Source organism: Lentzea sp. NPDC051838, assembly GCF_040681245.1.
In the GTDB taxonomy this organism is placed as follows: domain Bacteria; phylum Actinomycetota; class Actinomycetes; order Mycobacteriales; family Pseudonocardiaceae; genus Lentzea.
Map to the genome: position 1 here is coordinate 394,743 of NZ_JBFAYI010000001.1, position 24,672 is coordinate 419,414.

Annotated in this window: 17 protein-coding genes; 8 read left to right on the top strand and 9 right to left on the bottom strand. The window is 67.9% G+C overall.

Annotated elements, in window-relative coordinates; translation table 11 throughout:
• Nucleotides 1-6: 6 nt before the first annotated feature.
• The 3 genes from AB0M24_RS01590 to AB0M24_RS01600 are packed head-to-tail and all read left to right on the top strand — an operon-like array spanning nt 7 to nt 4,249.
• Complete coding sequence (locus tag AB0M24_RS01590; protein ID WP_363759343.1) at nt 7-1,206, top strand: acyl-CoA dehydrogenase family protein; 1,200 nt, start codon at nt 7-9, stop codon at nt 1,204-1,206.
• Nucleotides 1,207-1,229: 23 nt separating this feature from the next.
• The gene (tsrT, locus tag AB0M24_RS01595; RefSeq protein ID WP_363759346.1) at nt 1,230-2,915 is read left to right on the top strand and encodes a tryptophan 2-C-methyltransferase; all 1,686 of its coding nucleotides are present in this window, start codon (nt 1,230-1,232) and stop codon (nt 2,913-2,915) included.
• Nucleotides 2,912-4,249, top strand: coding sequence for an FAD-binding oxidoreductase (locus tag AB0M24_RS01600; RefSeq protein ID WP_363759349.1), 1,338 nt, complete (start codon nt 2,912-2,914; stop codon nt 4,247-4,249). The genes tsrT and AB0M24_RS01600 overlap by 4 nt, the downstream gene beginning before the upstream one ends.
• Here the strand turns inward: AB0M24_RS01600 and AB0M24_RS01605 are convergent.
• The 4 genes from AB0M24_RS01605 to AB0M24_RS01620 all read right to left on the bottom strand — a co-directional run bounded on the left by AB0M24_RS01605 (nt 4,246) and on the right by AB0M24_RS01620 (nt 7,593).
• Nucleotides 4,246-5,229: a zinc-dependent alcohol dehydrogenase family protein gene (locus AB0M24_RS01605; protein ID WP_363759352.1), complete on the bottom strand. Its 984-nt coding sequence runs from the start codon at nt 5,227-5,229 to the stop codon at nt 4,246-4,248. The two genes, AB0M24_RS01600 and AB0M24_RS01605, sit on opposite strands and share 4 nt — an antisense overlap.
• A gap of 48 nt (nt 5,230-5,277) precedes the next feature.
• Nucleotides 5,278-5,604, bottom strand: a complete 327-nt coding sequence (locus AB0M24_RS01610) for a helix-turn-helix domain-containing protein (protein WP_363759355.1) — start codon at nt 5,602-5,604, stop codon at nt 5,278-5,280.
• Between the two features lie 51 nt (nt 5,605-5,655).
• Complete coding sequence (locus AB0M24_RS01615; RefSeq protein ID WP_363759358.1) at nt 5,656-6,534, bottom strand: hypothetical protein; 879 nt, start codon at nt 6,532-6,534, stop codon at nt 5,656-5,658.
• 63 nt (nt 6,535-6,597) lie between these two features.
• The gene (locus AB0M24_RS01620; protein ID WP_363759361.1) at nt 6,598-7,593 is read right to left on the bottom strand and encodes a BtrH N-terminal domain-containing protein; all 996 of its coding nucleotides are present in this window, start codon (nt 7,591-7,593) and stop codon (nt 6,598-6,600) included.
• Nucleotides 7,594-7,730: 137 nt separating this feature from the next.
• On the opposite strand from AB0M24_RS01620, the gene AB0M24_RS01625 reads away from it, so the two are divergent.
• From AB0M24_RS01625 to AB0M24_RS01635, 3 genes are all read left to right on the top strand, one after another.
• On the top strand, nt 7,731-11,942 hold the full coding sequence (locus AB0M24_RS01625; protein WP_363759364.1) for a glycosyl hydrolase family 18 protein: 4,212 nt from the start codon (nt 7,731-7,733) through the stop codon (nt 11,940-11,942).
• A 229-nt stretch (nt 11,943-12,171) separates the two neighbouring features.
• The gene (locus AB0M24_RS01630; RefSeq protein ID WP_363759367.1) at nt 12,172-13,434 is read left to right on the top strand and encodes an RICIN domain-containing protein; all 1,263 of its coding nucleotides are present in this window, start codon (nt 12,172-12,174) and stop codon (nt 13,432-13,434) included.
• Between the two features lie 21 nt (nt 13,435-13,455).
• Nucleotides 13,456-13,908, top strand: coding sequence for a GyrI-like domain-containing protein (locus AB0M24_RS01635; RefSeq protein WP_363759370.1), 453 nt, complete (start codon nt 13,456-13,458; stop codon nt 13,906-13,908).
• Here AB0M24_RS01635 and AB0M24_RS01640 read toward each other — a convergent pair.
• Nucleotides 13,881-16,583, bottom strand: a complete 2,703-nt coding sequence (locus AB0M24_RS01640; protein WP_363759373.1) for a GH92 family glycosyl hydrolase — start codon at nt 16,581-16,583, stop codon at nt 13,881-13,883. The two genes, AB0M24_RS01635 and AB0M24_RS01640, sit on opposite strands and share 28 nt — an antisense overlap.
• A 101-nt stretch (nt 16,584-16,684) precedes the next feature.
• Nucleotides 16,685-17,944, bottom strand: coding sequence for a hypothetical protein (locus AB0M24_RS01645; RefSeq protein WP_363759376.1), 1,260 nt, complete (start codon nt 17,942-17,944; stop codon nt 16,685-16,687).
• A 118-nt stretch (nt 17,945-18,062) separates the two neighbouring features.
• Here AB0M24_RS01645 and AB0M24_RS01650 point away from each other — a divergent pair, with 118 nt between their 5' ends.
• Together AB0M24_RS01650 and AB0M24_RS01655 are read left to right on the top strand one after the other, a co-directional pair.
• Nucleotides 18,063-18,500, top strand: coding sequence for a hypothetical protein (locus AB0M24_RS01650; protein ID WP_363759379.1), 438 nt, complete (start codon nt 18,063-18,065; stop codon nt 18,498-18,500).
• 68 nt (nt 18,501-18,568) lie between these two features.
• A complete protein-coding gene (locus AB0M24_RS01655) occupies nt 18,569-19,594 on the top strand; it encodes a hypothetical protein (protein WP_363759382.1) in 1,026 nt (341 codons plus the stop codon).
• Here the strand turns inward: AB0M24_RS01655 and AB0M24_RS01660 are convergent.
• The 3 genes from AB0M24_RS01660 to AB0M24_RS01670 form a co-directional block, all read right to left on the bottom strand.
• On the bottom strand, nt 19,591-21,246 hold the full coding sequence (locus AB0M24_RS01660; RefSeq protein WP_363759385.1) for a cellulose binding domain-containing protein: 1,656 nt from the start codon (nt 21,244-21,246) through the stop codon (nt 19,591-19,593). The genes AB0M24_RS01655 and AB0M24_RS01660 overlap by 4 nt on opposite strands.
• Nucleotides 21,246-23,507 carry a cellulose binding domain-containing protein gene (locus AB0M24_RS01665; RefSeq protein WP_363759388.1) on the bottom strand — a complete coding sequence of 754 codons (2,262 nt, stop codon included), beginning with the start codon at nt 23,505-23,507 and terminating at the stop codon, nt 21,246-21,248. The genes AB0M24_RS01660 and AB0M24_RS01665 overlap by 1 nt, the downstream gene beginning before the upstream one ends.
• Nucleotides 23,508-23,708: 201 nt before the next feature.
• On the bottom strand, nt 23,709-24,662 hold the full coding sequence (locus AB0M24_RS01670; protein ID WP_363759391.1) for a hypothetical protein: 954 nt from the start codon (nt 24,660-24,662) through the stop codon (nt 23,709-23,711).
• Nucleotides 24,663-24,672: the final 10 nt, after the last annotated feature.

Below are 24,672 nucleotides of genomic sequence, written 5' to 3' on the forward strand. Positions count from 1 at the left end.
TTGAACATGACTGCTGTGACGGTGACCCCCGCGACGACCGCGGCGGAGCTGATCGAGCGCTGCCAGGCGCTGGCGCCCGTGCTGCGGGAACGGGCCGCGGAGATCGAGGCGCTGCGCAACCTGCCTGAGGACGTCGTGGACACGTTGCGGGACAACGGTGTGTTCCGGATGTGCTTCGGAAAGCACTGGGGTGGCCTGGAACTGACCTCCATGGAACAGATGGAGGTCGTCGAGACGCTGTCCTACGGGGACGCTTCCGTCGGCTGGTGCTCGATGATCGGGTCGAACACCGGCATCTACGCGGAGTTCATCGATCCGGTCGTGGCCAAGGAGATGTTCCCGAACCCGGACCAGATCGTCGCCGGTCTGCTGCAACCGTCCGGGCGTGCCGAGAAGGTGCCCGGTGGTTACAGGTTGAGCGGTCGCTGGCCGTTCGGCAGCGGCATCGACCACGCCGACTGGGTGATCTCCGGCGGGTTCGTCTACCAGGACGGCAAGAAGTACGCGAGCCCGGACGGCAGCAACCCGCACGAGTCGCGCCAGTTCCTCGTGCCGCGCGACCAGGTCCAGGTCATCGACAACTGGTACACGACAGGGCTGTGCGGCAGTGGCTCCTGCGACTACACGATGACCGAGGTGTTCGTGCCCGAGGAGCACTCGTTCAGCTTCGACAACGTGCGCGGCCGAAGTGGTCCTTTGGCCCAGCCGGACGCTTTCACGCGCACGATGTGCGGTGTCTCGCTCGGTGTCGCGCGTGCTGCCTTGGACTACGCCCGTGAAAGCGTTTTGAAGCGCGTCGACCGCATGACCGGCACGGACTGGGCGGACATCTGGCGCGTGCAGGTGACGCTGGCTCAGTGCGAGGCGGACTTCAACGCTTCTCGTGCCGGGGTTTACGGCGCACTGGAGAAGCAGTGGGAAGTGCTGGCCGCCGGTGGCGTGCTGGACGACCTCGACCCGATCGACCGCGCGGCCTGCCCGCTGTCTTGGGTGCACGCGTTCCGGATGTCGCGGTCGATCGTGAACCGGCTGTTCGACCTGCTGCAGACGTGGTCGATCCACAAGTCCTCGCCGATGGACCGCTGGATGCGCGACACCGCCACGATCTGCCAGCACCTCGCCGCGCAGGACCGGATTCTCCAGTCCGCCGGCGCGTACCTCCTGAACGCCAAGCCCGAGTTCGGCATCGCCCTCGGCATCGTCTAGTTCTAGCAGCGGGGGATCAACCGATGAGCAGAGGCCTGGTAACACTCGTCAACCCGAACAAGGTGCACCCGCCGATCGCGCCGTACGCGCTCGACGTGCTCACGACCTCGTTGGAGGGCGCCGGGTTCGAGGTCGAGGTGGTGGACCTGACGTTCCACCGCGACGACTGGAAGACGTTCCTGACCGAGTACTTCACCACGCGGGAACCGATGCTGGTCGGCATCACGGTCCGCAACACCGACACCGTGTACGCGTTCGAGCAGCGCCCTTTCGTCGGTGAGCACAAGGAGATCATCACCGAGATCACCCGGCTCACGGAGGCGCCCCTGGTCGCGGGCGGCATCGGCTTCTCCACGATGCCGTTCGCCCTGGTCGACTACTTCGGGGTCGACTACGGCGTGAAGGGGCCGGGCGAGAAGATCGTCGTCGACCTCGCCGACGCGCTGGCGACCGGACGCGACGTGTCCACTGTGGACGGGCTGCTGCGCAACACGCCGGACGGGATCGTGCGGACGTCGAGTGCGCTGACGCCTCTGCTGCAGGTCGGGCCCACGGTCGTGAAGACCTGGCAGGTCGACGGCGAGGGCACGTATGTGCGTCGCTCGGGTGACAAGTACAAGGTGGACAACGGCGAGTACTACAAGCGTGGTGGTCTCGCGGGCATTCTGACCAAGTCCGGGTGCGTCTACCGGTGCGCGCACTGCGTCGAGCCGGACGCGAAGGGTGGCGCTGTCGCCCGTCGTGACGTCGCCGTCGTCGTGGACGAGATGCAGTCGCTTGCTGCTCAAGGGATTCTCGACCAGCACACCACGGACAGCGAGTTCAACCTCTCGATCCAGCACGCCAAGAACGTGCTGCGCGAGATCGTGCGCCGTAAGCACGCGAGCGCCGCGAACCCGTTGAACGACCTGCGCCTGTGGGTGTACTGCCAGCCTTCGCCGTTCGACGAGGAGTTCGCGGATCTGCTGTCCGCGGCGGGGTGTCAGGGTGTGAACGTCGGCAGCGACCACATCCGCCAGGACGTGCTCTCCGGGTGGAAGGTCACCGGCAAGGGCAAGACCTACTACACGTTCGAGGACACCGAACGGCTCGTGCGGCTGTGCAACGAGCGCGGCATCAAGACCATGGTCGAGGCGTTGTTCGCGATGCCCGGTGAGACCTGGGAGACCATGCGCGACTGCGTGCAGGCGTTCATGGCGCTCGACGCGACGGTCACCGCGTTCTCGCTGGGGCTGCGGCTGTTCCCGCACCACCCGCTCGGCATCTCGATCGCCGAGCAGTGCGCCGGCGTCCGCACGATGCCGGGCCTGCAGTCCAACACGGCCAATGGCCCGATCGTCCTGAAGCCGTTGTCGATGTGCTCCGGGCTGGTCGAGTACGAGAAGCAGTTCATGTGGGACGAGCGCGGTGAGTTCCGGCTCGTCTGCTACTTCTCGCCGGACCTGCTGGAGGACGCGGGCACGAACACCGACCCGAACGGCCGCTGGTCGCGCACGGTGGAGTACCTGTGGTCGCTGGTGGACCCGGCGGACTACCACCGGGTGATGCTGCCGACGCTCGCGGGCATGAGCGAGTCGGAGAACAACTACGCCGACAACCCGTTCCTCATCGGCCTGACCAGTCTCGGCTACAAGGGCGCGTTCTGGTCGCACTGGCGGGAACGCGAGGAGATCCTGCGCGAGGCTCAGCTGGCGGGAGTCGTGCGGTGACGTTCGAAAGTCTCGCGGCCAGAGTCGCCGGGCGGGTGTTCCTGCCCGGTGATGACGGCTTCACCGCGCGCAGCAAGCCGTTCAACGAACGCTATGCGTCCACGGTCCCGGCGGCGGTGGTGTCCGCGGTCGGCGTTGAGGACGTCGCCACGGCGATCACGTGGGCGCGGGAGAACTCCGTTCCGCTCGTGGCGCGCGGTGGCGGTCACAGCTACGCGGGAACATCCGTGAACACAGGGCTGGTCCTGGACCTGCAAGGCCTCGACTCCGTGCACGTCGATCCCGACACGGCCCTGGTCACGGTCGGCGGCGGAACGCGGATGAAAGCTTTGTACGAGGCGTTGCGGCCGCACGATGTGACGTTCCCGCTGGGCAACTCCGACGAGGTCGCCATCGGTGGCCTCACGCTCGGCGGGGGAGTGGCAGCGGTGTCGCGGGCGTTCGGCCTGACCTGCGACTCGCTCGTCAGCACCGACGTCGTGCTCGCGGACGGCTCTTCGGTCACGTGTTCCGCCACGGAGAACGCGGATCTGTTCTGGGCGTGCCGGGGTGGCGGTGGCGGCAACTTCGGCGTCAACACCTCGTTCACGTTCCAGGCGCGTCCCGTGGTGGCCAGTGCTACCTGCCTGATGCTCTGGGAGTGGTCGGACGCGATCGACGTCGTGCTGGTGGCGCAGGAGATCCAACGCACCGCACCGGACGCGCTGTCGTTGCGGATCGGGCTCACCAGCAACGGCATGGTGTCCTTGATCGGCTGGCACCTGGGTTCGGCGGACGAGCTGCGCGTGTTGCTCGCCCCGTTGCTGGTCAGCAATCCGATGCGGTGTGACATCGCGGACCGGACGTACTGGGAGGCCGTCGAGTACGTGCACCACGAGACGGCTGGCGGCGCCTTCGCGGGTCGTACTCGCACGACTTCCGTTCCGCTGCCCGAAGAAGGGGTGCGGACGCTCGTCACGGCCGTGTCCAAGTGGCCCGGCAGCAGCAACCCGGACGGTGGTGGCGCCGCGCTCTTCGGCTGGGGTGGCGCGATCAACGCGCTGGATGCGACGGAGAGCGCTTTCCCGCACCGGGAGGCGTTGTTCCTGGTGTCGCTGGACACGTCGTGGACGTCCTCGGACGGCCCGCAGGTCGTGCGCGACAACCTGGAATGGCTCACGGCGTTGCACGAGGACATCGGCGAGCACACCGACGACGCGTCGTACCTGAACTTCACCGACCCGGACCTGGCGGACTGGCGCCAGGCTTATCACGGTCCGAACCTGGCCCGGCTGGGCGAGGTGAAGAAGCGGTACGACCCGGACCGTTTCTTCACGTTCTCCCAAGCTGTCTAGACGGTGACGACGATCTTGCCGAGGTGGCCGCTCGCCTCCATGTACCGGTGGGCGTCCACGATCTCGGTGAGGTCGAACGTGCGGTCGACGATCGGCGTGAACGACCCGGTGGCGAGTCCCGCGTTGACGAAGGCGACCGCGCGGCGCAGGCGTTCCGGATCGGACGTGATCGAGTGCATCGAGTACGTCCGGCTGGTCAGGCGCGGGTAGCTGCTCGCGTTGGGCAGCGGGGTGGGACGCGGGTCCAGTGCGCCGTAGACCACCAGGTGTCCGTCGGGTGCGATGGCCTGCGCGATCGTGTCCACACCGGGGCCGGCGACCGGGTCGAACGCCAGGCGGACACCCTCGCCGCCGGTGATCTCCTTGACGCGGGTGGGCAGGTCCTCGTCGCCCGTGATGACGTCGGCGGCGCCCGCGTCCAGCAGGCGTTGCTTCTTGGCGGCGTCACGGGTGGTGGCGATCGGGATGGCTCCGATGTGGCGGGCGACCTGGATGGCCGCCAGGCCGACGCTGCTCGCGGCGGCGGTGATCAGCACGTGATCGCCGGGGCGCACCTCGCCGGACTCGAAAAGTGGGCCGTACGCGGTGATGTAGGCCATCCACACGGCCGCCGCCTCGACCGGATCGGTGTTCGCCGGGCGCGGGAAGACCGCGTGGGCGGGCACGATCACCTGGTCGCCGTAGGTGCCGTACTTGGTCAGTGAGAACGCCGGCACGACGGCGATCGGGTCGCCTTCCCGGACGTGCTCCACGCCCTCGCCGACGACCTCGACCACGCCCGCGGCCTCGTAGCCGAGCGTGGACGGGAACACCGGCTGCTCGTAGTAGGCGCCCTCGCGGAACATGATCTCGGCCCGGTTCAGGCCGATGGCCTCGACGCGGATCCGCACTTCTCCCGGTCCCGGATCGCCGACCTCGACGTCGCGAAGGGTGAGCACCTCGGGACCGCCGAGACGGTCGAACAGCACGTGTTTCGCCATGCCGTCACGATGACCTAAACTTTGATGAGTGTCAAACTTTGACGCCCATCAAACTTCAGGTGCGGTCACCACGGCGGTGAGCAGGCCGGGGAACCGGGACTCAAGGTCGGCCTCGCGCAGCTCGTTCAGCTTGGTCGTACCTCGGTAGTGCTGCCGGATCACGCCCGCCTCGCGCAGGACGTTGAAGTGGTGGGTGAGGGTCGAGTCCGACACCGGGGTGTCGAACGAGCCGCAGCCCTTCACGCCGTCGCGGGCCAGCTGACGCACGACCATGCGCCGCACCGGGTCCGCGAGCGCCTCCATGGCCTGCTGCAGCGAGACCTCGGACAGCTCGGGGTGCTCCACGGTGCGCGGGGTGGTGCGGGGGCGTGCCACGGTGACTCCTCACGGTTCGACGCCGTCGATACTACGGTCGCCGTCGAACTTTCAGCGCTCCGCGACCTGGCCGCCGTTGTTCTCGTCGTCGGTGCCGAGGAGGACGTCGCCGCCGCGCAGGAGGGTCACCGCCTCGACCTTGTACCCGTCGAACACCCCGAGCAGCCGCGGTGTCGTCAGGCTGACGCCGACGGTGTCCTTGCGCGGCGTGAGCCTGCCGATCTCGCGCAACGACGACGAGAACGGGCCGTCGTCGCCGGGGTCGGTCGCGGAGGACACGAGCAGCTCCCCGTTCGGTTTGATCGCGATGTCCGACGCGTGCCGGACGGTCTTGTCGTGTGCGCCGGTGTCGTACTCGACGGTGCTGACGGGGCCGAACTCGTGCTTCTGCAACGAGAAGTACGCCGAGTACAGCGTGGCCGGTCGAGTGCCCTTGCCTCGGTCGGCCCACACCGCGGCGAGCCGGGAGCCGACCGCTTTCAGCGCGAAGCTCTCCATGTCGTCGGCCGGATCGTGGGGTGGCAGGTCGAACGCGGCGACGACCGTGACGACGTCGTGCTGGACGCGCACGTGGAAGGCACGGGCGCCGCTGGCCAGCGCGACGTACTCACCGGGCCGGTTCGGCACGCGGGTGACCGCTTCCAGGTCGACCGGGGTCTCGCCCTGCCACGTCAGCGGACGTACCGCCGTGACCAGGCCGTCGTCGAGGACGATCCTGCGGACGCGTTCCTGGCCCGGCTTCTTGTTGTCGATGACGGAGAGCGCCTCGACGTGGTCGCCGCGCTGGCTGAGCACGGCGAGCCCGCTGACGCCTTCGGTGATCCCGGTGCCGACCCGCTGCCACTGGTCGGTGTGGGCGTGGGCGGCCGACGGGACGAGGGCCGCGGTGACGGCGAGCAGGCTCGCGAGCACCGAAGATCGGGACGACATCTTCCCAACGTGGCACAGGAACGCGTTTCCGGCCAGCACGCCGGAGGTCGTTTGCCTGAAAGGTCAGCGGAGTCCGGAAAGGACCTGCATCGCGTGGTGCTCGCGGTCGGCGAGGTCGGTGAGGAGTGTCGAGGCTTGTGTCAGATGGCCGGTTTCACCGGTTTCGCCTGCCTTGGCGATGTGCTGTGCGACCTCGGTCCACAGTGGAGCGATCTCGGCGTAGAGCTGATGGCCTCGCACGAGGTTGTCGTCGTCGACGATTGTGGCGGCCTCCGCGAGGAAGTCGCGGTAGAGCGCGCGGAACAGTGAGCCGCCGGTGCCGCCGCGTTCCATCAGCGTGGCGGCCAGTGTGAGGTCGTGGGACGGGTCGCGGGAGCGGTCGAGCCACTTCGGCACCTGCTTCGCGGCCTTGCCGATGCCGCGGTGGCCGAGGTTGGCGATCGGCGGGGTGAGGAACGTGGCCGCGTTGTTGGAGATCGCTCTCCGGATGGCTGCACCCAGATCAGTCCTTTCCGATCCGGTGATCGTGTAGGACAGGTTGCGGGCCGTCATGGGACCGCGTTCACCACGGGCCCGTTCCAGGCTCTCCAGCGTCGTTGTCACAGCGCCGCCCTGCTGGGCGGTGTCGACGAGATGGGCGTTCGTGTCGTCGTAGCCGCGCATCGCGACGAAGTGGCCCCCGAAGTGGACCTTCGCCGTGAAGTACTCGAGGTGGTACGAGTCCAGCTGCAGGCCGACCGGACGTCCTGATCCGAGAGCGCTCTCCACGTTCTGCCAGGCCTTGCGCGCCGAGGACGTCTCCTGGACGTCCAGTGTGAGGCCCAGGTGGCGGGCGGCTGTTCTGGTGAGCTCGAACGGTTTGACGCGACCGCCGAGGAACGGGAAGTCCAGGTTCTTGGCGTCCCAGTAGACGAAGCCCAGGCCTTCGCCGAGCCCGAACAGCATCGGCTCGGAGAACTCGACGCCCTCGTGCCGCAGCAGGGCGCCGAGCGCGGTGGTCTCGCAGTGCTGACCCGCGGGGAACGCGACGTTCTCGATGATCACGTGCTCAGGCTGCACCCTCACACGGTGAGAGGGTCAACCGAGCGGTGAGAACGATCTCACACCCGTTCGTCGGTTCTGCGTCTCCCGAGCGGCTGGCAGCATCGGCCGTACCGGTCCAAACGCCGGGAAAAGCAATGTTCTTGAGGGGGAACATGCGCATCAAGACGCCATCCGGCCTGCTCGCGGCCGTTCTGGTGCTGAGCACGGCACCGAGCGTGCCAGCTGTGGCAGCACCGGAGCGGTCTGATCAGGTGACAACGTTGTCGGACGAGAGTCCGCCTGATGGAGGCAAGTTCTACCTCCAAAGCCGTATCAGCGGTTACAACATGCAGGCCTCGCGGAACCCGGACCTGAAGTGGGTCGCCATGGGGCGGCCGAAGGGGGACGAGAACTACCAGCAGTGGGAGGTCTCCCGCACCGGCGACGGCACCTACAAGGTCAAGAACGTCCAGCTGGACAGCGAGTGCCTCACCGAGCAGAACAACCCCGAGGGCGACCCGCGGCTCGTGGTCGGCTCGTGCGACGAACCCAAGACGAACTGGGAGTTCCGCCACGACGCCGGTGACGTCTACCGGATCTTCGTGCCGGGTACGCAGCGGCGGCTCTGGGGTGAGCCGATCATGAACTCGGCGATGCAGGTCAAGATCACCGAGGACTCGATCGCCAACGACGCGTGGTACGTGACGCCGATCGACCCGCCGCGCGGGCCGATGCCGAACGATCCGAAGCTCGACGACGTCACGTTCCTGACGACGCACAACTCGATGCACAACACCGAGGACCAGGCCGACGACGGGCTCGCGTTCCCGAACCAGCCGCACAGCACCACCGCGCAGCTCAAGGCCGGTGCCCGCGGACTGATGATGGACGCGCACTTCGAGAACGGGAAAGTGCGGCTCTGCCACGACATCCCGGTGTTGAAGGGCTGTCTGGACGAGAGTCCCGAGGCGGCGAAGCTGTTCACCGACATCGGGAACTACCTGCGGGAGGACAGGAACGCGATCGTCAGCGTCTTCCTGGAGGACTACGTCACCGCCGAGCAGCTCGATGGAGCGCTCTCCGGCCTCTTCGGCGAGAACGGGACCTTCAAGGACCTCGTGTTCCGGCCCGACCGGGAGAACGTGTGGAACGCGGGCTGGCCGACCGTCAGCTCGATGGTCGCGAGCGGCAAGCGGCTGCTGCTGTTCACCCAGGACAACGCCGCGGCGAACCAGGACAACGCGAAGAACAAGCTCGGGTTCATGGCCCAGTCGCAGTGGACCGTGGAGAACTACTGGTCGATGGGTCCGGGTTCCGGTGACTCCGACTGGCGGTGCTACAGCCGATGGGACAACATCCCGCTGAGCACCGAGGAGAAGGGTTTCCGGCGGTTGTTCGTGATGAACCACTTCCGGGACGCACCGGTCGCTCCGACCTACAAGAACGACAACGAGAAGGCGCTCAACCGGGCCGAGCGGTTCTGCGCTCCGGCCGCGCGGAAGAAGGCGAACTTCCTCGCGATCGACCAGTACGGCGACGGCAACCCGATGTCCGCGGTCGAGGCGTTGAACAAGTACGTCTACCACGGCGACACGCCGGGATCCGGTGGTACGCCGGAAGAAGTGCCCGCCAACGATCCGCGGCTGAGCGCCGGTGCGCCGTTCGACACCGCCGCCGACAACCGCGGCACCAAGCCGTCTTCGGGTGACCAGCACGCGGCTTGCCGTCCGGAAGGCCTCACGGGTTCGTCGAAGGCCCGGTACTGCGACGTCTACGACACGAACGGCGTGGAGTGGGTCGGCAACGACCGCACGCGGCGCGCGGTCGGCTATTTCACCGGGTGGCGCGCTGGGCAGGACAACAGCCCGCAGTACCTGGTGAACAACATCCCGTGGTCCAAGGTCACGCACCTCAACTACGCGTTCGCGCGGGTGGACAACAACAGGATCTCCGTCGGGCCCGACGACGCGAAGAACCCGGCGACAGGCATGACCTGGCCCGGCTTCCGCGGCGCCGAGATGGACGAGTCGCTGCCGTACAAGGGGCACTTCAACCTGTTGACGCGCTACAAGAAGAAGCACCCGGCGGTGAAGACGCTGATCTCCGTCGGCGGCTGGGCGGAGTCGACCGGCTTCTACGCCATGACCACCCGGTCGCAGCGCGATCCGTCGACCGGCTGGGCGAACCAGCCGGCCATCGACACGTTCGCCGACTCGGTCGTCGCGTTCCTCGGCAAGTACGGGTTCGACGGCGTCGACATCGACTACGAGTACCCGACGGCGCTGCCGAACTCCGGCAACCCGAACGACTGGACCACCGCGAACCCGTTGCGTCCGCACCTGGCCGAGGGCTACGCGGCGTTGATGAAGACGTTGCGCGCCAAGCTCGACGACGCGGCGGCCGCCAAGGGCCGCTACTACCTGCTGACCTCGGCGGTGTCCGGCTCCGGCTACCTGGTGCGCGGCCTCGACGCGGGGCAGGCGTTGCAGTACCAGGACTTCGTCAACATCATGTCCTACGACCTGCACGGCTCGTGGAACCACTTCGTCGGCCCGCAGGCACCGCTCTACGACGACGGCAAGGACAACGAGCTGACGTCCGCCGGCGTCTACCGCGAGCCCGAGTACCAGAAGAACGGCTACTTCAACCTGGACTGGAGCTACCACTACTACCGGGGCAAGCTGGCGCCGTCGCGGATCAACCTCGGCATCCCGTACTACACCCGAGGCTGGCGCGGCGTCGAAGGCGGCACGGACGGGTTGTGGGGCACGGCCGCACTGCCCGACCAGAAGGCGTGCCCGCCCGGCACTGGCACGGGCGGCAACTCGCCCGGCACCACCACGCCGTGCGGCAACGGCGCGGTCGGCATCGACAACGTCTGGCACGACACGGATCGCGGTCGTGAGGTGGCGGCGGGCTCGAACCCGATGTGGCACGCGCGCAACCTCGCCCAGGGCGTCTCGCCGGGCTACCTGTCGGCGTACGGGCTCGACACCGGCAAGCCGGAGAACAAGCTCACCGGCACCTACCAGGGCAAGTACGACTCGACGCTCAAAGCGGGCTGGCTGTGGAACTCCGACAAGAAGGTGTTCCTGTCCACTGAGGACGAACGCGCCCTGGACGCCAAGGCCGCCTACGTGAAGGACAAGGGCCTCGGCGGCGTGATGATCTGGGAGCTCGCCGGCGACTACACCAAGCGCTCGAACGGTGAGTACGGCATGGGCTACGACCTGACGACGCGGCTCACCAACGCGCTCGGTTCGTCCACACCCAGGACCGACCCGTCCGGTGCGGTCGCGCCGCCCAAGCAGGTCGTCGACGTCTCGGTCGAGCTCACCGACTACCCGACCGACGTCAAGGACATGTGGCCGATCCAGCCGAAGCTGCGGATCACGAACCGCAGCGGCAAGACGTTGCCCGCCGGCACCGAGATCTCGTTCGACATCCCGACCTCGACCTCGGCGCTCGTGAAGGACGAGGCGTGGCAGGAGATGAAGGACGCGATCACGCCCGGCCACCAGGGTCCGAACGCGGGCGGGCTGAAGGGCGACTTCCACCGGCTGAAGCTGACTTTGGGCTACTGCGAGGATCTGGCTTCGGGCAAGTCCCGGGACATCGGGCTGAAGTACTACCTGCCGATCACCGGGCCGTTGAACACGGTGCTGAAGATCGGCAACAACAGCTACGGGGTTTCTTCGGAGGGCCGCAAGGGCACGTCTTTGGTCAGCCCCGACACCGGGGGCACGAACGTTCCCGCGTGCCAGGCCGAGGACTGGAAGGCCGACCGCACCTACAACCCGGCCGTCGCGCCGTTCGGGATGTGGAAGACGGGCACGAAGTGGAAGTTCGAGGACAGCGCGAGCGGCGGCCTGCTCGACCACGCGGCGGGCAGCAGCGCGGCGACGCTGGCGCGCAACGCCGGTGACGCCAAGAGCCAGCTGTGGTCGGTGAGCCTCGACAGCCGCGACAACGGGCAGGCGTGGTTCCACGTCAAGTCCGACACCAGCGGCCGGGACCCGTGCCTGTCCGCGGACCGGCTGCTCGGCTCGCTCTCGGTGCGCGACTGCGATGGTGCGGCTGGTCAGTGGTGGCAGCTGGTCGACGCGGCCGGCAAGGTCATCAGCGGTGAGCCCGAGCACGGCAAGGCTTATCAGCTGGTGTCGTTCGCGGCGGGCAGCAGCTGGGCTCGGTTCGACTTCGTGGCCGAGCCTCGGAACAGCGGTGGTATCGGCACTGCCATGGTCGCGGGCAGTCCGAACGGCATCACGCGGACCGTGGTGTCGTACAACGGGTTCTACTGGAAGGCGAAGTACTGGACGAAGGGGGACACGCCGGACGCCGCCAACCCGGCGAGCCCCTGGACCCGGCTGGGACCGACCCGGTAGTTCTTGGTAGTGGGATTGCCCGCTCACTTCTCCGGGAGTGGTGAGGGCAAGTGCTCTGTTCTCTGCCCGCCATTCCTCCGGGAGTGGCGGGCAGTCCCTTTTGTCCCCCTGTGCTTTCCGGTCGTTCTTCCGGTCTCCGTAACGGCACCAAAAGGTCTGGACCACCCATCTTCGGCTGTGCCTTAATCCGAGTGCGGACCCCTGCCGCCGCGCCGGAAAGGAAACCCCTGTGCCGAAGAGCTTCTTCAAGCGCGCCTGGAAACTGCTGGCCGCGACCGCACTGATAGCCGCTTCCGTCGCGGCACCGGTCCAGGCCGCCGCCCCGTTCAAGGTGCTCGCCTTCTACACCGAGCCGGCCGATCAGGCGCACCGCAGTTTCGCGCGCGAGGCCAACGTCTGGTTCCCGCAGCAGGCCGCCGCGAACGGCTACACCTACACCGCGACGAAGGACTGGAACCTGCTCAACTCCATCACGCCGGGGCAGTACCAGGTCGTGATGTTCCTCGACGACAAGCCGCACTCCCAGCAGCAGTACGAGGGCTTCAAGCGGTACCTGGACGCGGGTGGCGCGTACTTCGGCTTCCACGTCTCGGCCTACTCCGACGCCGAGGACCAGCCGTACATGCGGTGGTACCACGACGAGTTCCTCGGCTCCGGTCGCTTCTCGCGCAACAGCTGGGCGCCGACCGCGGAGACGTTGCGGATCGAGAACCACGGCAACCCGGCCACCGCGAACCTGCCGGACACGATCCTGTCGTCGGCCAGCGAGTGGTACTCGTGGGAGAAGAACCTCCGGCAGAACCCGAACATCACCGTGCTGGCGTCGCTCGACCAGTCGACGTTCCCGGTCGGCGACAACCCCGGCGAGATCTGGTACTCCGGCGACTTCCCGATCATCTGGACCAACAAGAACTACAAGATGCTGTACGCGAACTTCGGCCACAACAAGATGAACTACGCGACCGACACCGCGTTGTCGTCGACGTTCGAGAGCGCGCAGCAGAACAAGCTGATCCTCGACGGGTTGCGCGGGCTCGGCGGCGGCACGCAGGACCCCGGTGGCATCTCGCCCACGGCCTGGTACCCGGTGGTCAACAAGGCGAACGGCAAGTGCGTCGACGCGAAGGCTGCCGGATCGACGAACGGCACCGTGATCCAGCAGTACTCGTGCAACGGCACCACCGCGCAGCAGTTCCGGTTCCAGCCGACGTCCGGTGGCTACACGCGGGCCGACAACCGCACCAACGCGGCGCTGGTGCTCGACGTGTCCAGGGTGTCGCTCGCCGATGGCGCGGGTGTGCACCTGTGGACGTACGGCGGCGGCAACAACCAGCAGTGGCAGCCGGTGTCCGAGGGCGGCGGCTACTACCACCTGGTCGCGCGGCACAGCGGCAAGTGCCTGACGGTGCCCGGCGGCTCGAGCGCCGACGAGGTCCAGCTGGTGCAGGCGGCGTGCAACGGTAGCGCCGCACAGTCGTTCCGCATCGCCTGACCGCGGTCGTACGATCGGGCCGTGACCACTGCACCGGTGAACGTCACCGTGGTCGCGGCCCGGCCGACCGCCGTGGTCGCGGCGACGACGACCTGGGCTGAGTTCCCGCGGCTCTGGCAGCCGATGCTCGACGAGGTGTGGGCGTGCCTGCGCGCGGGCGGCATCACGAGCGGGTGCCGCAACATCATGCTGTACCGGGACGACGCACCGAACGTCGAGGTCGGTGTCGAGCTGACCGTGCCGTGCCCGTTGACCGGCAGAGTGGTGGCGTCAGAACTCCCCGCCGCACGTGTCGCCCATACGGTCCACATTGGACCCTACGATGAGCTCGGTGCGGCGCACCAGGCCGTGCTGACCTGGTGCGCCGCGAACAGCCTCCGAACCACGGGAACCCGTTGGGAGATCTACGGTCCTCACGATCCGTCCCAGCCTTGGACCGAGATCTGTTATGAGCTGTACACCTCGAATTCGTAGATCCGCGCGGCGGTGTTGCCGTTGTTCGTCGGCGTGGTGACGTTCAGCCGGACGTACCGCGCCTGCCGTTGCGTGATCGGGTGGTGTGAACGGCTCGCGCGCACCGAGGACACGTTGACGACCGTTGTCCAGTTCGTGCCGTCGAGCGACGTCTGGACGTTGTACGCACCCGTGTTCCAGCCGGTGTTCTCCCCGCCGAGCCCGGCGTGCTTCAGCACGAACGACCCGACGTTCTGCGCCGAGCCGAGGTCGACCTGGAGGAACTTCGTCGCCGCCAGCGAGCACCACTTGCCGGACAGGCTGCCGTCCAACGCCTTCGCCGCGGCCTCGTTCGCGTTGCAGGGCTCCGACGCCGTGGTGGGCTTGCCCAGCGCCAGGTTCGTGCCCAGAGCAGGGGCGGGAGCCGGGGGAGTGAAGCCGTCGTTGAACGATGGCGGCACGTCAGAAGCGGCCGTGCCCCAGGCGCTGGGCGACGAACCCATCGCGAAGTTCAGCGTGGCGTTGCCCGAGATGTCCCCGTACCGCAGCCAGGACCGGGAGGAGGCGACCCCGTTGCGGTTGAAGCTCTGCACGTACTGAGCCCCGGCGCCGGAAGCGTTGATCTGCAGCACACCCGAAGGCCTGGTGACCGTGACGGACGGGAACAACGGCCCGTGCAAAGCGAGAACATCTGAACCCGGAGTGGGCGGGTACATGCCCATCGCGGCCCAGACGTACCACGCGGAGGTGGCGCCGAGGTCGTCGTTGCCGGGCAGCCCACCGGCGGCCGTCGTGAACGACTCGGTCATCACCCGGCGCACCGCGGCGCTGGTGCCCTGCGGGTAGGCGGCGTAGTTGTACGCCCACGGCACGCCGTGCTCCGGCTCGTTGCCGATGTAGAAGTACGGCAGCGAAAGGCCGCCGTTGAGCTGCGTGAAGTGGTGGTCCAGGCGCTGGATCGCGGTGCGCGGTCCGCCCATCAGGTTGATCAGGCTGCCGAAGTTGTACGGCACCATCCACGTGTACTGCGACGCGTTGCCCTCGGTGTAGCCGGTCGGGCTCGCCGGGGTGACCGGCCACGCCCACGAGCCGTCGGCGTTGCGCTTCTGCACGTAGCCCGACTCCGGGTTGTACACGTTGGACCACCACTGCGCGCGGGTCATGTAGGTGTTGTACTTCGCCGTGTCACCAAGGGCTTGCGCGAACTGGGCGACGGCGAAGTCGGACGCCGAGTACTCCAGCGAGTCCGACGGGTCCTCGGTGACGTAGTGCCTGCTGAGGTAGCCCGACTGGCGGCCGCGGATCGCCTGGCCCTGCGTCGTGCCGCCGTTGGAGCTCTTGTCCATCAACGCCAGAGTGGCCGCGGTGTCGAAGCCGCGCACACCGAACGCGTAGAGGCTCGACACGATGATCGGTCCGGGGTCGCCGGTCATCACGAAGTGCTCGTTGCTGTTGTGCGACCACTTCGGCAGCAGGCCGCCCTGCTGGCCGTCCAGGACCATGGACTTGGCTATGTCACTGGCTTCCGCGGGGGCGAGCAACGCGATGAGCGAGGCCCACGAACGGTAGATGTCCCAGCCCGAGTAGTTCTGGTAGACGGTGTGGGACGCCGTGCGCACGGTCTGGTCGAAGCCGCGGTACTGGCCGTTGACGTCGCTTGCGATGTTGGGGTTCTGGAACACGTGGTAGAGCGCGGTGTAGAACTTCTGCAGGTCGGCGGCGGTCCCGCCCGTCGCCTGCACGCGGTTCAACACGTCGTTCCACGCGGTGTCGGCGGCAGTGCGGGTTCCGGCGAAGTCGAAGCCAGGAGTTTCGGCGACGAGGTTCGCCTGCGCGCCGGCCACACTGACGAACGAGACGCCGACCTTCAGCTGCACCACGGGGTTCGCGGACGTGTCGAACGTGAGGTAGCCGCCGGAGTTCACCCCGCTCGTCGACGCGGACCCCGCCGAGACCGTGCCGCCGAGCCACGTGCCGAACCCGGTCGGCGCGCGGTCGAACTGGATCGCGTAGAAGAGCTGGTAGGTCTTGGACGACCCGCAGAAGCCACCGCCGGTGAACGTCCCGGTGAGCTGGCTGCCGTTGATCGCGATCGACCCGCTGCGGTTGCCGGTCGCGCTGCGGCTGCTGTTGATCAGCACGCGCGCGGTGGACGTGCTCGGGTAGGTCAGCCGCATGAACCCGGTGCGTTTGGTCGCCGAGAGTTCGACGCCGGTGTTGTAGGTGTCGAGCCGGTTCTTGTAGTAACCGGGCGACGCCGACTCGTTGGCTTTCGTGTAGCTGCCGGCATATCCGGTCCAGTTCGTGCCCGGCGACGACGAGAGGTTGCCGGTGATCGGCAGGATCCCGAGGTCCTCGTTGTTCGCGCAGCCCGCGCCGTTGAAGTGGGTGAGGCTGAACTCCTGGATGCTCGTGTCGCTGTAGCGGTAGCCGGAGGGCGACGCGGTCGGCGTGTCCGGGCTGAACTGCACCATGCCGAACGGCACCACGGCGCCGGGGTAGGTGCTGCCGCCCGCGCCGCCCGGCACCGGGTTGGGCGAGTTGCTGTTGTCGGTGCCGATGAACGGGTTCACGTGCTGTGTCAACGGAAGTGGTGCGGCGGACGCGGGTGTCGCCGTGACGACGCCTGCGGTGAGCAGACCGGCGACCATCAGGGGAATCGAGCGTCTGGCGTGTCGGTGCAGGGAGCCGAACATGAGCCTTCCTCTCTCCTGGCGAGCGACGACAACGTTGTCATCGCCCGAGCGGGCACGAGATCGTGCCACGCGGGACTGGATGGCGGCGAGAGCTTGGTCCTCTAGCAGGCAGGGAAGAGGGCCCGAGTGCCACCGGTGGCGAGACGATCGGTGAAACGGCAGCCGTAGCGTGGATCGTCGGTCCGGCGCACGTCGTCACCGGACGGCCGCTTGCCCCGGTCCACCCACGAGGTCAGGTCGCGCCACGCGTCCCCGACCTCGGCGTCCGAGAACTCGCAGTGGTTGATGGTGCGAATCGCCCGCTGCACCAGCAGATGCGTGCGGCCGAACCGGGCGGCGTCGTCGCGGTAGTCCTGCTCCATCTTGAACGGCACGAACAGGTCACCGATCCCGTGCAACGACACCACGGGCGCACTCGGCAGACCCTGAACCGCGGGGATCTCGGTGAGCCCCCACGTGTAGCGCGCGACGGGGTTCGCGGCACGAACCCGTTGCACCTCGGCGTTCACGTCGACAGGGGAGTTGGGCCGGTAGCGGAGGCCGGTGTTCGTGGCGATCTGCAGCGGGTTGTCCGCGAGGGTGTCGCCGGTGGTGACGAGGTTGAACAGGAAGTTCTGCCAGTACGCGTAGGCCGCGTCGGTGCCGGGCCGCGCACCACCGGAGAGGTTGGCGACAAGAGCACGGAACTGGTCGTTGCCCTTGAGCGCCTGCTGGATCCGCGGCACCACCGCGGTGAGGTAGTCCGGCGGCAGCGGGTAGGCGTGGATGTCCGTGATCGCCTGCGCGAGCAGGTGGTAGCTCAGGAAGTAGTCGAACAGCTCGTGGTCACCCACGACACCGCACATCGGCAACGCACCCGCGTAGAAGCCCGGATACTGCTCGAGCGACCGGGCGATCACGTGCCCGCCCATCGACACACCGGCCAGGAAGACCTTCTTGGGCCGCTGCACCTTCTGGCCGAACAGCGTTGCCAGCTCGCGGGTCGTCGTCACGCCGGCGCGGACGTCGTAGCTGTTGCTGTAGTATGACGACGCCGCCCAGGCGTAGCCCTCGTCGAGCCAGCGCTGCCGCAGCCCGTACGGCGGCGCGTCGACCGTGAGCACCTTGCCCTGGCCGCGGTACCCGTGCGCCCACATCGCGAGCCGGCCGTTCCAGCGAGGCGGCACCTCGATGATGTAGCCCGCGTGGCTGTGCACGCCCTGGATCACCCTGGTGGGCTTGCCGCCGACCTGCGCCGGGGCGAGCGGCGGGTTGACGATCGTGTAGCCGGGCAACGGCTGGTCGCCACCGTGCGCGGACGCGGGCTGCGCGGCCACGGCCACCAGGAGGAACGACAACGCGACGCTGAGCAGTCGTCTCATGCCCCGGGACGCTACTAGCGGCGCGGCTCCGGCGACAGGAACCTGTCCGGTCGCGGAGGTTTTGCGCCAAGGTGCAAAGGCTTTCTCCGACGCTCGGCAGCACTGTTGACTGCCGCCCATGAGTTGGAGAAGCAAGATCGCAGCCGCCGTCATGGTCGCGCTCTCAGCAGCCGGGATCACCACGGGCACGGCAGGTGCCGCCGCGCAGGAGTTCATCTACTCGGGGCAGGACTACGGGTACGCCGGCGCGACGTTCGACTGGACCGGCCGCAGCTCGGTCGGGAACATCGACCTGATCGTGTCCGACTGGGGTTGCGACGCCAAACCGGTCTACGCCTACTTCCTCTTCTACAACGGTTCGCTGCACCCGGACACGACGCCGACGCACCGCTACGACTACTCGGGTTGCGACAAAGAGGACTACACGACGTACAACGACCTGAAGTGGTCGATCAGCGGCGACTCGATCACCTACTTCGCCGTGGTGGTCTGCCGTGACGCGTTCAACGGGCCGTGCAAGGTGGGCGGTTTGTCAGGCCGCAACCCGTACGCGTAGAAGTCAACGGACGGCGGTCTCGCGGCGTTGGAGGGCGGAGAAACGCACTTCGACGACTGGGGAACCACATGCACAGACCCGTGTCGGCGGCTGGGCTCGCCGCGCTCCTGACGCTCGGCTGCGTCGTCCCGGCCCACGCCGCGACCGCCACCACCGTGCTGCCCCTCGCTCCCGGCTCCACCTGGGACCACGTGAAGGGCTTGAACGACTCCGGCGTGCTCGTCGGGCACTCGGAGGGCTCGCGCGACGCCGTGCGGTGGGCCGCGGACGGCACGGCGACGCGCCTCGGCAAGCTGCCCGGTGACTTCTCCGGCATGGCCAACGCCGTGAACAACGCGGGTGTCGCGGTCGGCACGTCGCAAGGCGTGAACACCGGGCTGGTGGCGGTGCGGTGGGATGAATCCGGCCAGATCAGCGCGTTGCCGGCGTTCTCCGCCGAGCCGCACAGCACCAGCGCGAACGGCGTCAACGACGACGGCGTGATCGTCGGCCACGCGACGGAACGGTTCTCCGGCCTGAGCACCGCGGTGCGCTGGAACACCGACGGCACCATCACGACGTTGAGCCACCTGCCCGGCCACGACCAGGGTTCGGCGCGGGACATCAGCGCGGGCGGCGTGGTGGTCGGCAGCTCCGACCGGCTCAACGAGTTCGACCGCACGCACGCCACGCTCTGGCAGGCCGACGGCACCGCGGTCGCGCTCCCGGCGTTGCCCGGCGGACGCAACAGCGTCGCGGTCGCGATCAACGACGCCGGCACGGTCGTCGTCGGCTGGGCCGAGACGGCGGGCTACTACCAGCACGCCGTGAAGTGGTCGCTCGACGGCCCGGCCGTCACGGTCACCGACCTCGGCACCGTCGGCGGCCTGTTCTCCAGCGCCAAGGCGGTGAACGACGCCGGGGTGGTCGTCGGTGAGTCGACGGCCGCACCCGGCGGCGCCTACCTGGCGGTGCGGTGGCAGCCGGGTGCCGGTGCCGAGCTGTTGCCCGGCACCGGCACGATCACCAAGTGCATCGAGGCCGGTGCGATCAACGACGCCGGGTCGGTCGGTGGTGGCTGCCGCCGCTTCGCCGCTCGCTGGGACGAGGTCTAGGGCGTGACCGGGGCGTTGGTCAGTCCCTTCACCGCCCCGGTCACCGTGTTCGACGCGTAGACGACGTTGGGCAGCGCCGTGCACTTCGACACCGAGGTGATGTTGATGGCGTACTGGCCGACTCCGCCGAGGTCGGAACGGTTGTTGCGCCACGTGTTGCCGCAGCCGTTGGGCAGGCTCGGCGTGGTGCTGGTGTTGTGCGTCTCGTAGCCGTTGGCGAACGTGCCCGGGCTGCGGAACGTGCCGATGTTGTCCTCGATCAGGTAGCCGATGCCCTTGACGTCGACCCAGGAGTCGGCCGAGTTCTGGCCGGTGATGCCCTGACCGTCGAAGGTGTTGCCGCGGATGATTCCCTCGTACGTCCCTTCCTTGACGTCGATCGGCTCGGCGGCGATGTTCGGGCCGATCCTGTTGCCGAGCACCTGGACGCGGTCGCTGCGGTCGATGCCGCCGGTGTTGCCGTGGCAGGCCCAGTTGGAGTTGGCGGAACCGAGGTACACGCCCTCGCCGTAGCCGGGCTGGACCAGGCCGGTGTCGGTGATCACCGAGTTGCGGATGACGCCGTCGGCGGAGGAACGGCGGAAGTGCACGGCTTCCTCGTCGACGTGGTGCACGCTCACCGAGTCGATCGTGGTGTGGTGCGAGTTGTCGAGGACGATGCCCTTCTTCGACTCCTGCACGGTGAACCCGGTGAGGTTCCAGTACGGCGAGCTGAAGATCCACAAGCCGTAGCCGGAGTCCCAGCCCGCGGTGGGCGCGGGGCAGGACGGGGCTTCACCGGACGGTCCGTCGTTGATGATCACGGCGTCGCGCGGGCCGCTCAGGGTGATGGGCCGTGACGCGGTGCCGGCACGGGCGTTCACGACGAACGAGCCGCGGTAGGTGCCGGACGCGAGCTTGATCGTCTGGCCCTCGGTGGCCGCCGCCAGTGCCGCCTGGAGCTGGCCGGGCGTGGACACGTCGACCGTCTCGCCGCCACCGGTGTCCGGGCTGGTGGTGGCGCTGACGGCGGTGCTCGCCGCGGACTTGTTGCCCGCCGCGTCCTTGGCGCGCACCGAGAACGAGTACGCGGTGGCGGGGGACAGGCCGGTGACCGTGGCCGAGGTGCCGGTGACGGTCGTGGCCGCGCCTCCCTGCAGGACCTCGTAGCCCGTGACGCCCACGTTGTCCGTGGATGCCGTCCAGGACAACGACACCGAGCTCGCCGTCACGCCGGTGGTGCGCAGACCCGTTGGCACGGTTGGTGCTTGCGTGTCGGCGGGCGGAGTGGTGCCGCCACATGAGGCGCCGTTGATCGTGCAGTTCGTCGGCAGGCCGTTGCCGGACGCGTTGAAGCCGAACTTCACCGAGCCACCGGGTTTGACGGTGCCGTTGAAGCTCGCGTTGGTGAACTTGTGGTGCTGACCGACAGACGTTCGCACGGAGCTCCAGGAACTGCTGATCCCGGTGCCGGACGGCAGGTCGAACTCGACGGTCCACGACGTCGTCGCGGTGTCGCTGGAGTTGGTGATCGTCACGTCCGCGCCGTAACCGCTGTCCCACACGGAGGTCTGGGTGATCGCTGCCTTCAGCACCGGTGCCGCCTGGGCCGATCCGCCGGTCAGCAGTGCCGCCACCGTCGTGGCCGCCACGGCGAGCTCGAGCGTTCTCATCATTTGCCTCCGCAGGGGTTGCCGTTGACGGTGCAGCCGGTCGGCGTCCCGGTGCCCGAGGCGTTGAAGCCGAACTTCGCGGTCGCGCCGGGCTTGATGGAGCCGTTGAAGCTCGCGTTGGTGAACTTGTAGTGCTGGCCGGAGCTCGTCCGGACCGAGCTCCAGGAGCTGCTGACCTTCGTGCCCGACGGCAGGTCGAACTCGACCGTCCACGACGTCGTCGCGGCGGCACAGCCGTTGGTGAGCGTGACGTCGGCGCCGTAACCGCTGTCCCACACCGAGGTCTGGGTGATCTTGGCGGTAAGACACGCGCCGGTCGGCGGGGTGGTGGTCGTAGTCGTGGTGGTTGTGGTGGTCGTCGACGTCGTGGTGGAGGTCGTGGTCGACGTGGTGGTGGTGCTGGTCGGCGGAGTGCCGTTGATGGAGTTGAGGAACAGCGACGCCGCCGAGTCGGTCTTCGTCGCGTCCACGCCGTGCCCGCCGGTGTAGTCGCGCTGCTCGTTCATGGCCCAGTCGGCGATCGGGGTGCCGGACACGTCCAGGTGCTGGTAGGCAGTGCCGTTCCAGCCGAACTGGTAGATCCGCGAGTGGTCGGCGTAGTAGTCGTTGAACGGCCCACCGGTCGCGGTCTGCTTGGTCATGGTGTTGTTGAAGAAGACGTTGCGGGGACCGGACGCGCCGGACCACTTGACGGCCTTCTTGCCCGCGCCCCACCAGATCGGGAACCAGTTGGAGTTGTCCGGCCCGCCGCCGCCTTCCTCACCGCAGTTCGCCCGGCAGTTGCCGGAGCGGTGGGCGTAGGAGACGCGAACCGTGTTGAGCTCGAACAGGTTGTTGCGTTCCCAGCCGCCGTGCAGGTTCAGGTCGGAGTCGAAGTCGTTGCCGATCACGACGTTGCCCGCCGCGGACCACTGGAAGGTGAAGTGGCGCAGGTTGCGCGAGGTGTTGCCGGTGTAGAGCGAGTCCCAGACGCGGGAGCCGCGGAAGTAGCCGTTGCCGCCCTTGCCCTTGTTCCACGAGCCGTCGAGCTCGTTGTTGACGATCTGGAGGTTCTTCGCCTCTTCGGTCACGATCGGGTGCGAGCCGGTCATCTCGGCTTTGATGCCCCGGACCCACGAGTTGGCCGCCCACTTGAAGACGATGCCGTGCATCTCGGCCGCGGGCGCCATGTTGCCGTAGTTGTTGGTCGCCTCGTTGCGGTCGAGGCCCGGCATCGCCTGCGTGAAGCCGAAGTCCTCGAAGCCGACGCCCTCGACCGGGTCCAGCAGGGGCGAGACCTTGGAGTCGTACGCCGCGCCGTCGATCGGCGCTGAACCGTCCGAAGTGGAGTTGACGGGGACGTCGAACTCCAGCGGCTTGTCGAGCGTCACGGTGTTGCCGGAGACCGAGGTGACGGTGAAGATCTGCTGCCGCATGTGCATGTTCAGCATCGGCCACTCGGTGCCGGTCGCCTTCTGCTGCTCGTAGAACTTGACCGAGTTCGCGGCGCGGACGTTCACGAACATGCCGGCCTTGATCTTGGTCGCCGACTGCACGGCGATCGTCCGGTCACCGGTCTTCGCGGCGGTCGCGACCTTGGCGCCCGCCTTCCAGTGGACGTTGATCGTGCCCTCGAAGATGTCCTTGCGGTTGGCGGGAGCGGCCGCGTAGTCACTGGCGTAGCTCGGGTCGACACCGCGCGACTGCACCCGGAACAGGCCGCGGCCGGGCCACAGCCAGCCGCCCTTGCCCGCGCCCGAGGTCATGCCGTCCTCGTCCCAGTCGGAGCCGTCCGGGGTGAGGGCGTCGTAGAGAGTGTTCGCGTCCGGTCGGTAGGTGATCTTCGTGGCGTCCTTGCCCGCGCCCTTGACGAGCAGGTAGTCGGCGTCCACGTGCAGCTCGTGGGACACAGCCAGCTCGCCGGTGGGCAGCGTGATCAGGCTGAGCTTGGTGTAGCTCGCGGACGGCGAGCAGTTCGTCTTGATCGAGTCGATGGCCTGTTGCAGACCCGCCGTGTCGTCCTGGCCGTCGTCCGGCTTGACGTTGAACTGGCTCGCGAGCTCGGCCGCGGTGATCTGGCAGGCGGCGCTCGGGTTGATCTCGTTGGTACCGGGCAGGTTCTGGCCACCCCGGTAGCCGGCCTTCGACCAGTCGTAGAGCCCGCTGACCGGTGCCCGGCGGTTGGCCGCAGAGGTGTCGAGGCCGGTGAGCGCGCCGGGTCCGGGGGCCGCGTCCGCCGCGTTCACGAGCACGACGATGCCTGCCGTCGCGAGCGCTCCCACGACGCCGAGAACGGCACTTCGTCGCAAACTTTGTCTTTGGGACACGAATGGCCTCCAGGGAAAGGGCGGCGTGGGCGGAATTGTGAATAGCAAAGCGCGCCCCAGTCAACGATTGGCGGCGAATTCGTGACGAGGTTCGAGTATGTGAAAATCAGAGGTGCGAATTAGGGAATTGACGAACGTTTGCAGAATCCTTATTCGCTAGATGCGGCGGACGCTGTGCAGCGCGGGGCTCTTCCTGTTGCCCTGGTTGAAGAGCGCGCCGTCGCTGAACGCCGGTCCGTCGGTGCGCTTGCGGCTGGACAGGAACCTCGGCCTGCCGTTCTGGTCGAGGCCGAAGAAGATCCCGACCGTGTCGACGTCCGTTCCGTTGTCCGTGAGGAACACCAGGTCACCGGGTTGCAGGGCGAGCCTGTCGGCGGGAATGGCGGCGCCCGCGTCGAGTGCGGCCATCGCCGCCGGAGTGCGGGGAAGTCCCGTTCCTGCACCTGTGGGCGACCGCAGCGGATAGCCCGCGCGATAGCCGTAGACCATCCGCACGTAGCCCGCCGGGTCGAGTGCGCCGTACCCGTCCGGTTCGGGCTTTTCCGTTGGGCCGCCGGGGAAAGACCACGTGACGCCCAAGTAGTCGGAGAAGTCGGCGCGACCGAAACGGGCATCACCGCGGAACCGCACGGCCTTCGCGTCCGTCGCCTGCGCCGCGCCGTTGAGGTACTGCGCCGCCACCGCGAGCACGTCGTCGCCACGATCCGCTATCGCCGCGTAGAGCCACGGTCGCAGCCACGCCGCGTGCTCCGCGTTGGCGGACCATGGTTCCGGCGTCAGGCGAACCCACGCGGGCGTGGTCACCTGGACCTGGGTGCGCGTGGGGTTCTGGAACGTGCGGGTGGGCCCGTTGATCACGGCGGTTCGCGCGCCATCGGTGAACGTCGCGACGATGACACCCCGCTCGTCGCGGACGACTGTTCGCGCGGGAGCGGTGAGGCGTTCGAAGCGGTACGCGCGGGCCGGGGTCGCGGGCGTGATGCGGACGCTCGCCCCGGCCTGCCGGAACGCCCGGTGCCGGTCCTGCGTGGCCAGGTGCGTGACCGCCGCGGCCGACGACGCGATCACGGTGCACAGGACGACGACGTGGACTGCGAGTCGACGGGACACCACAGCTCCT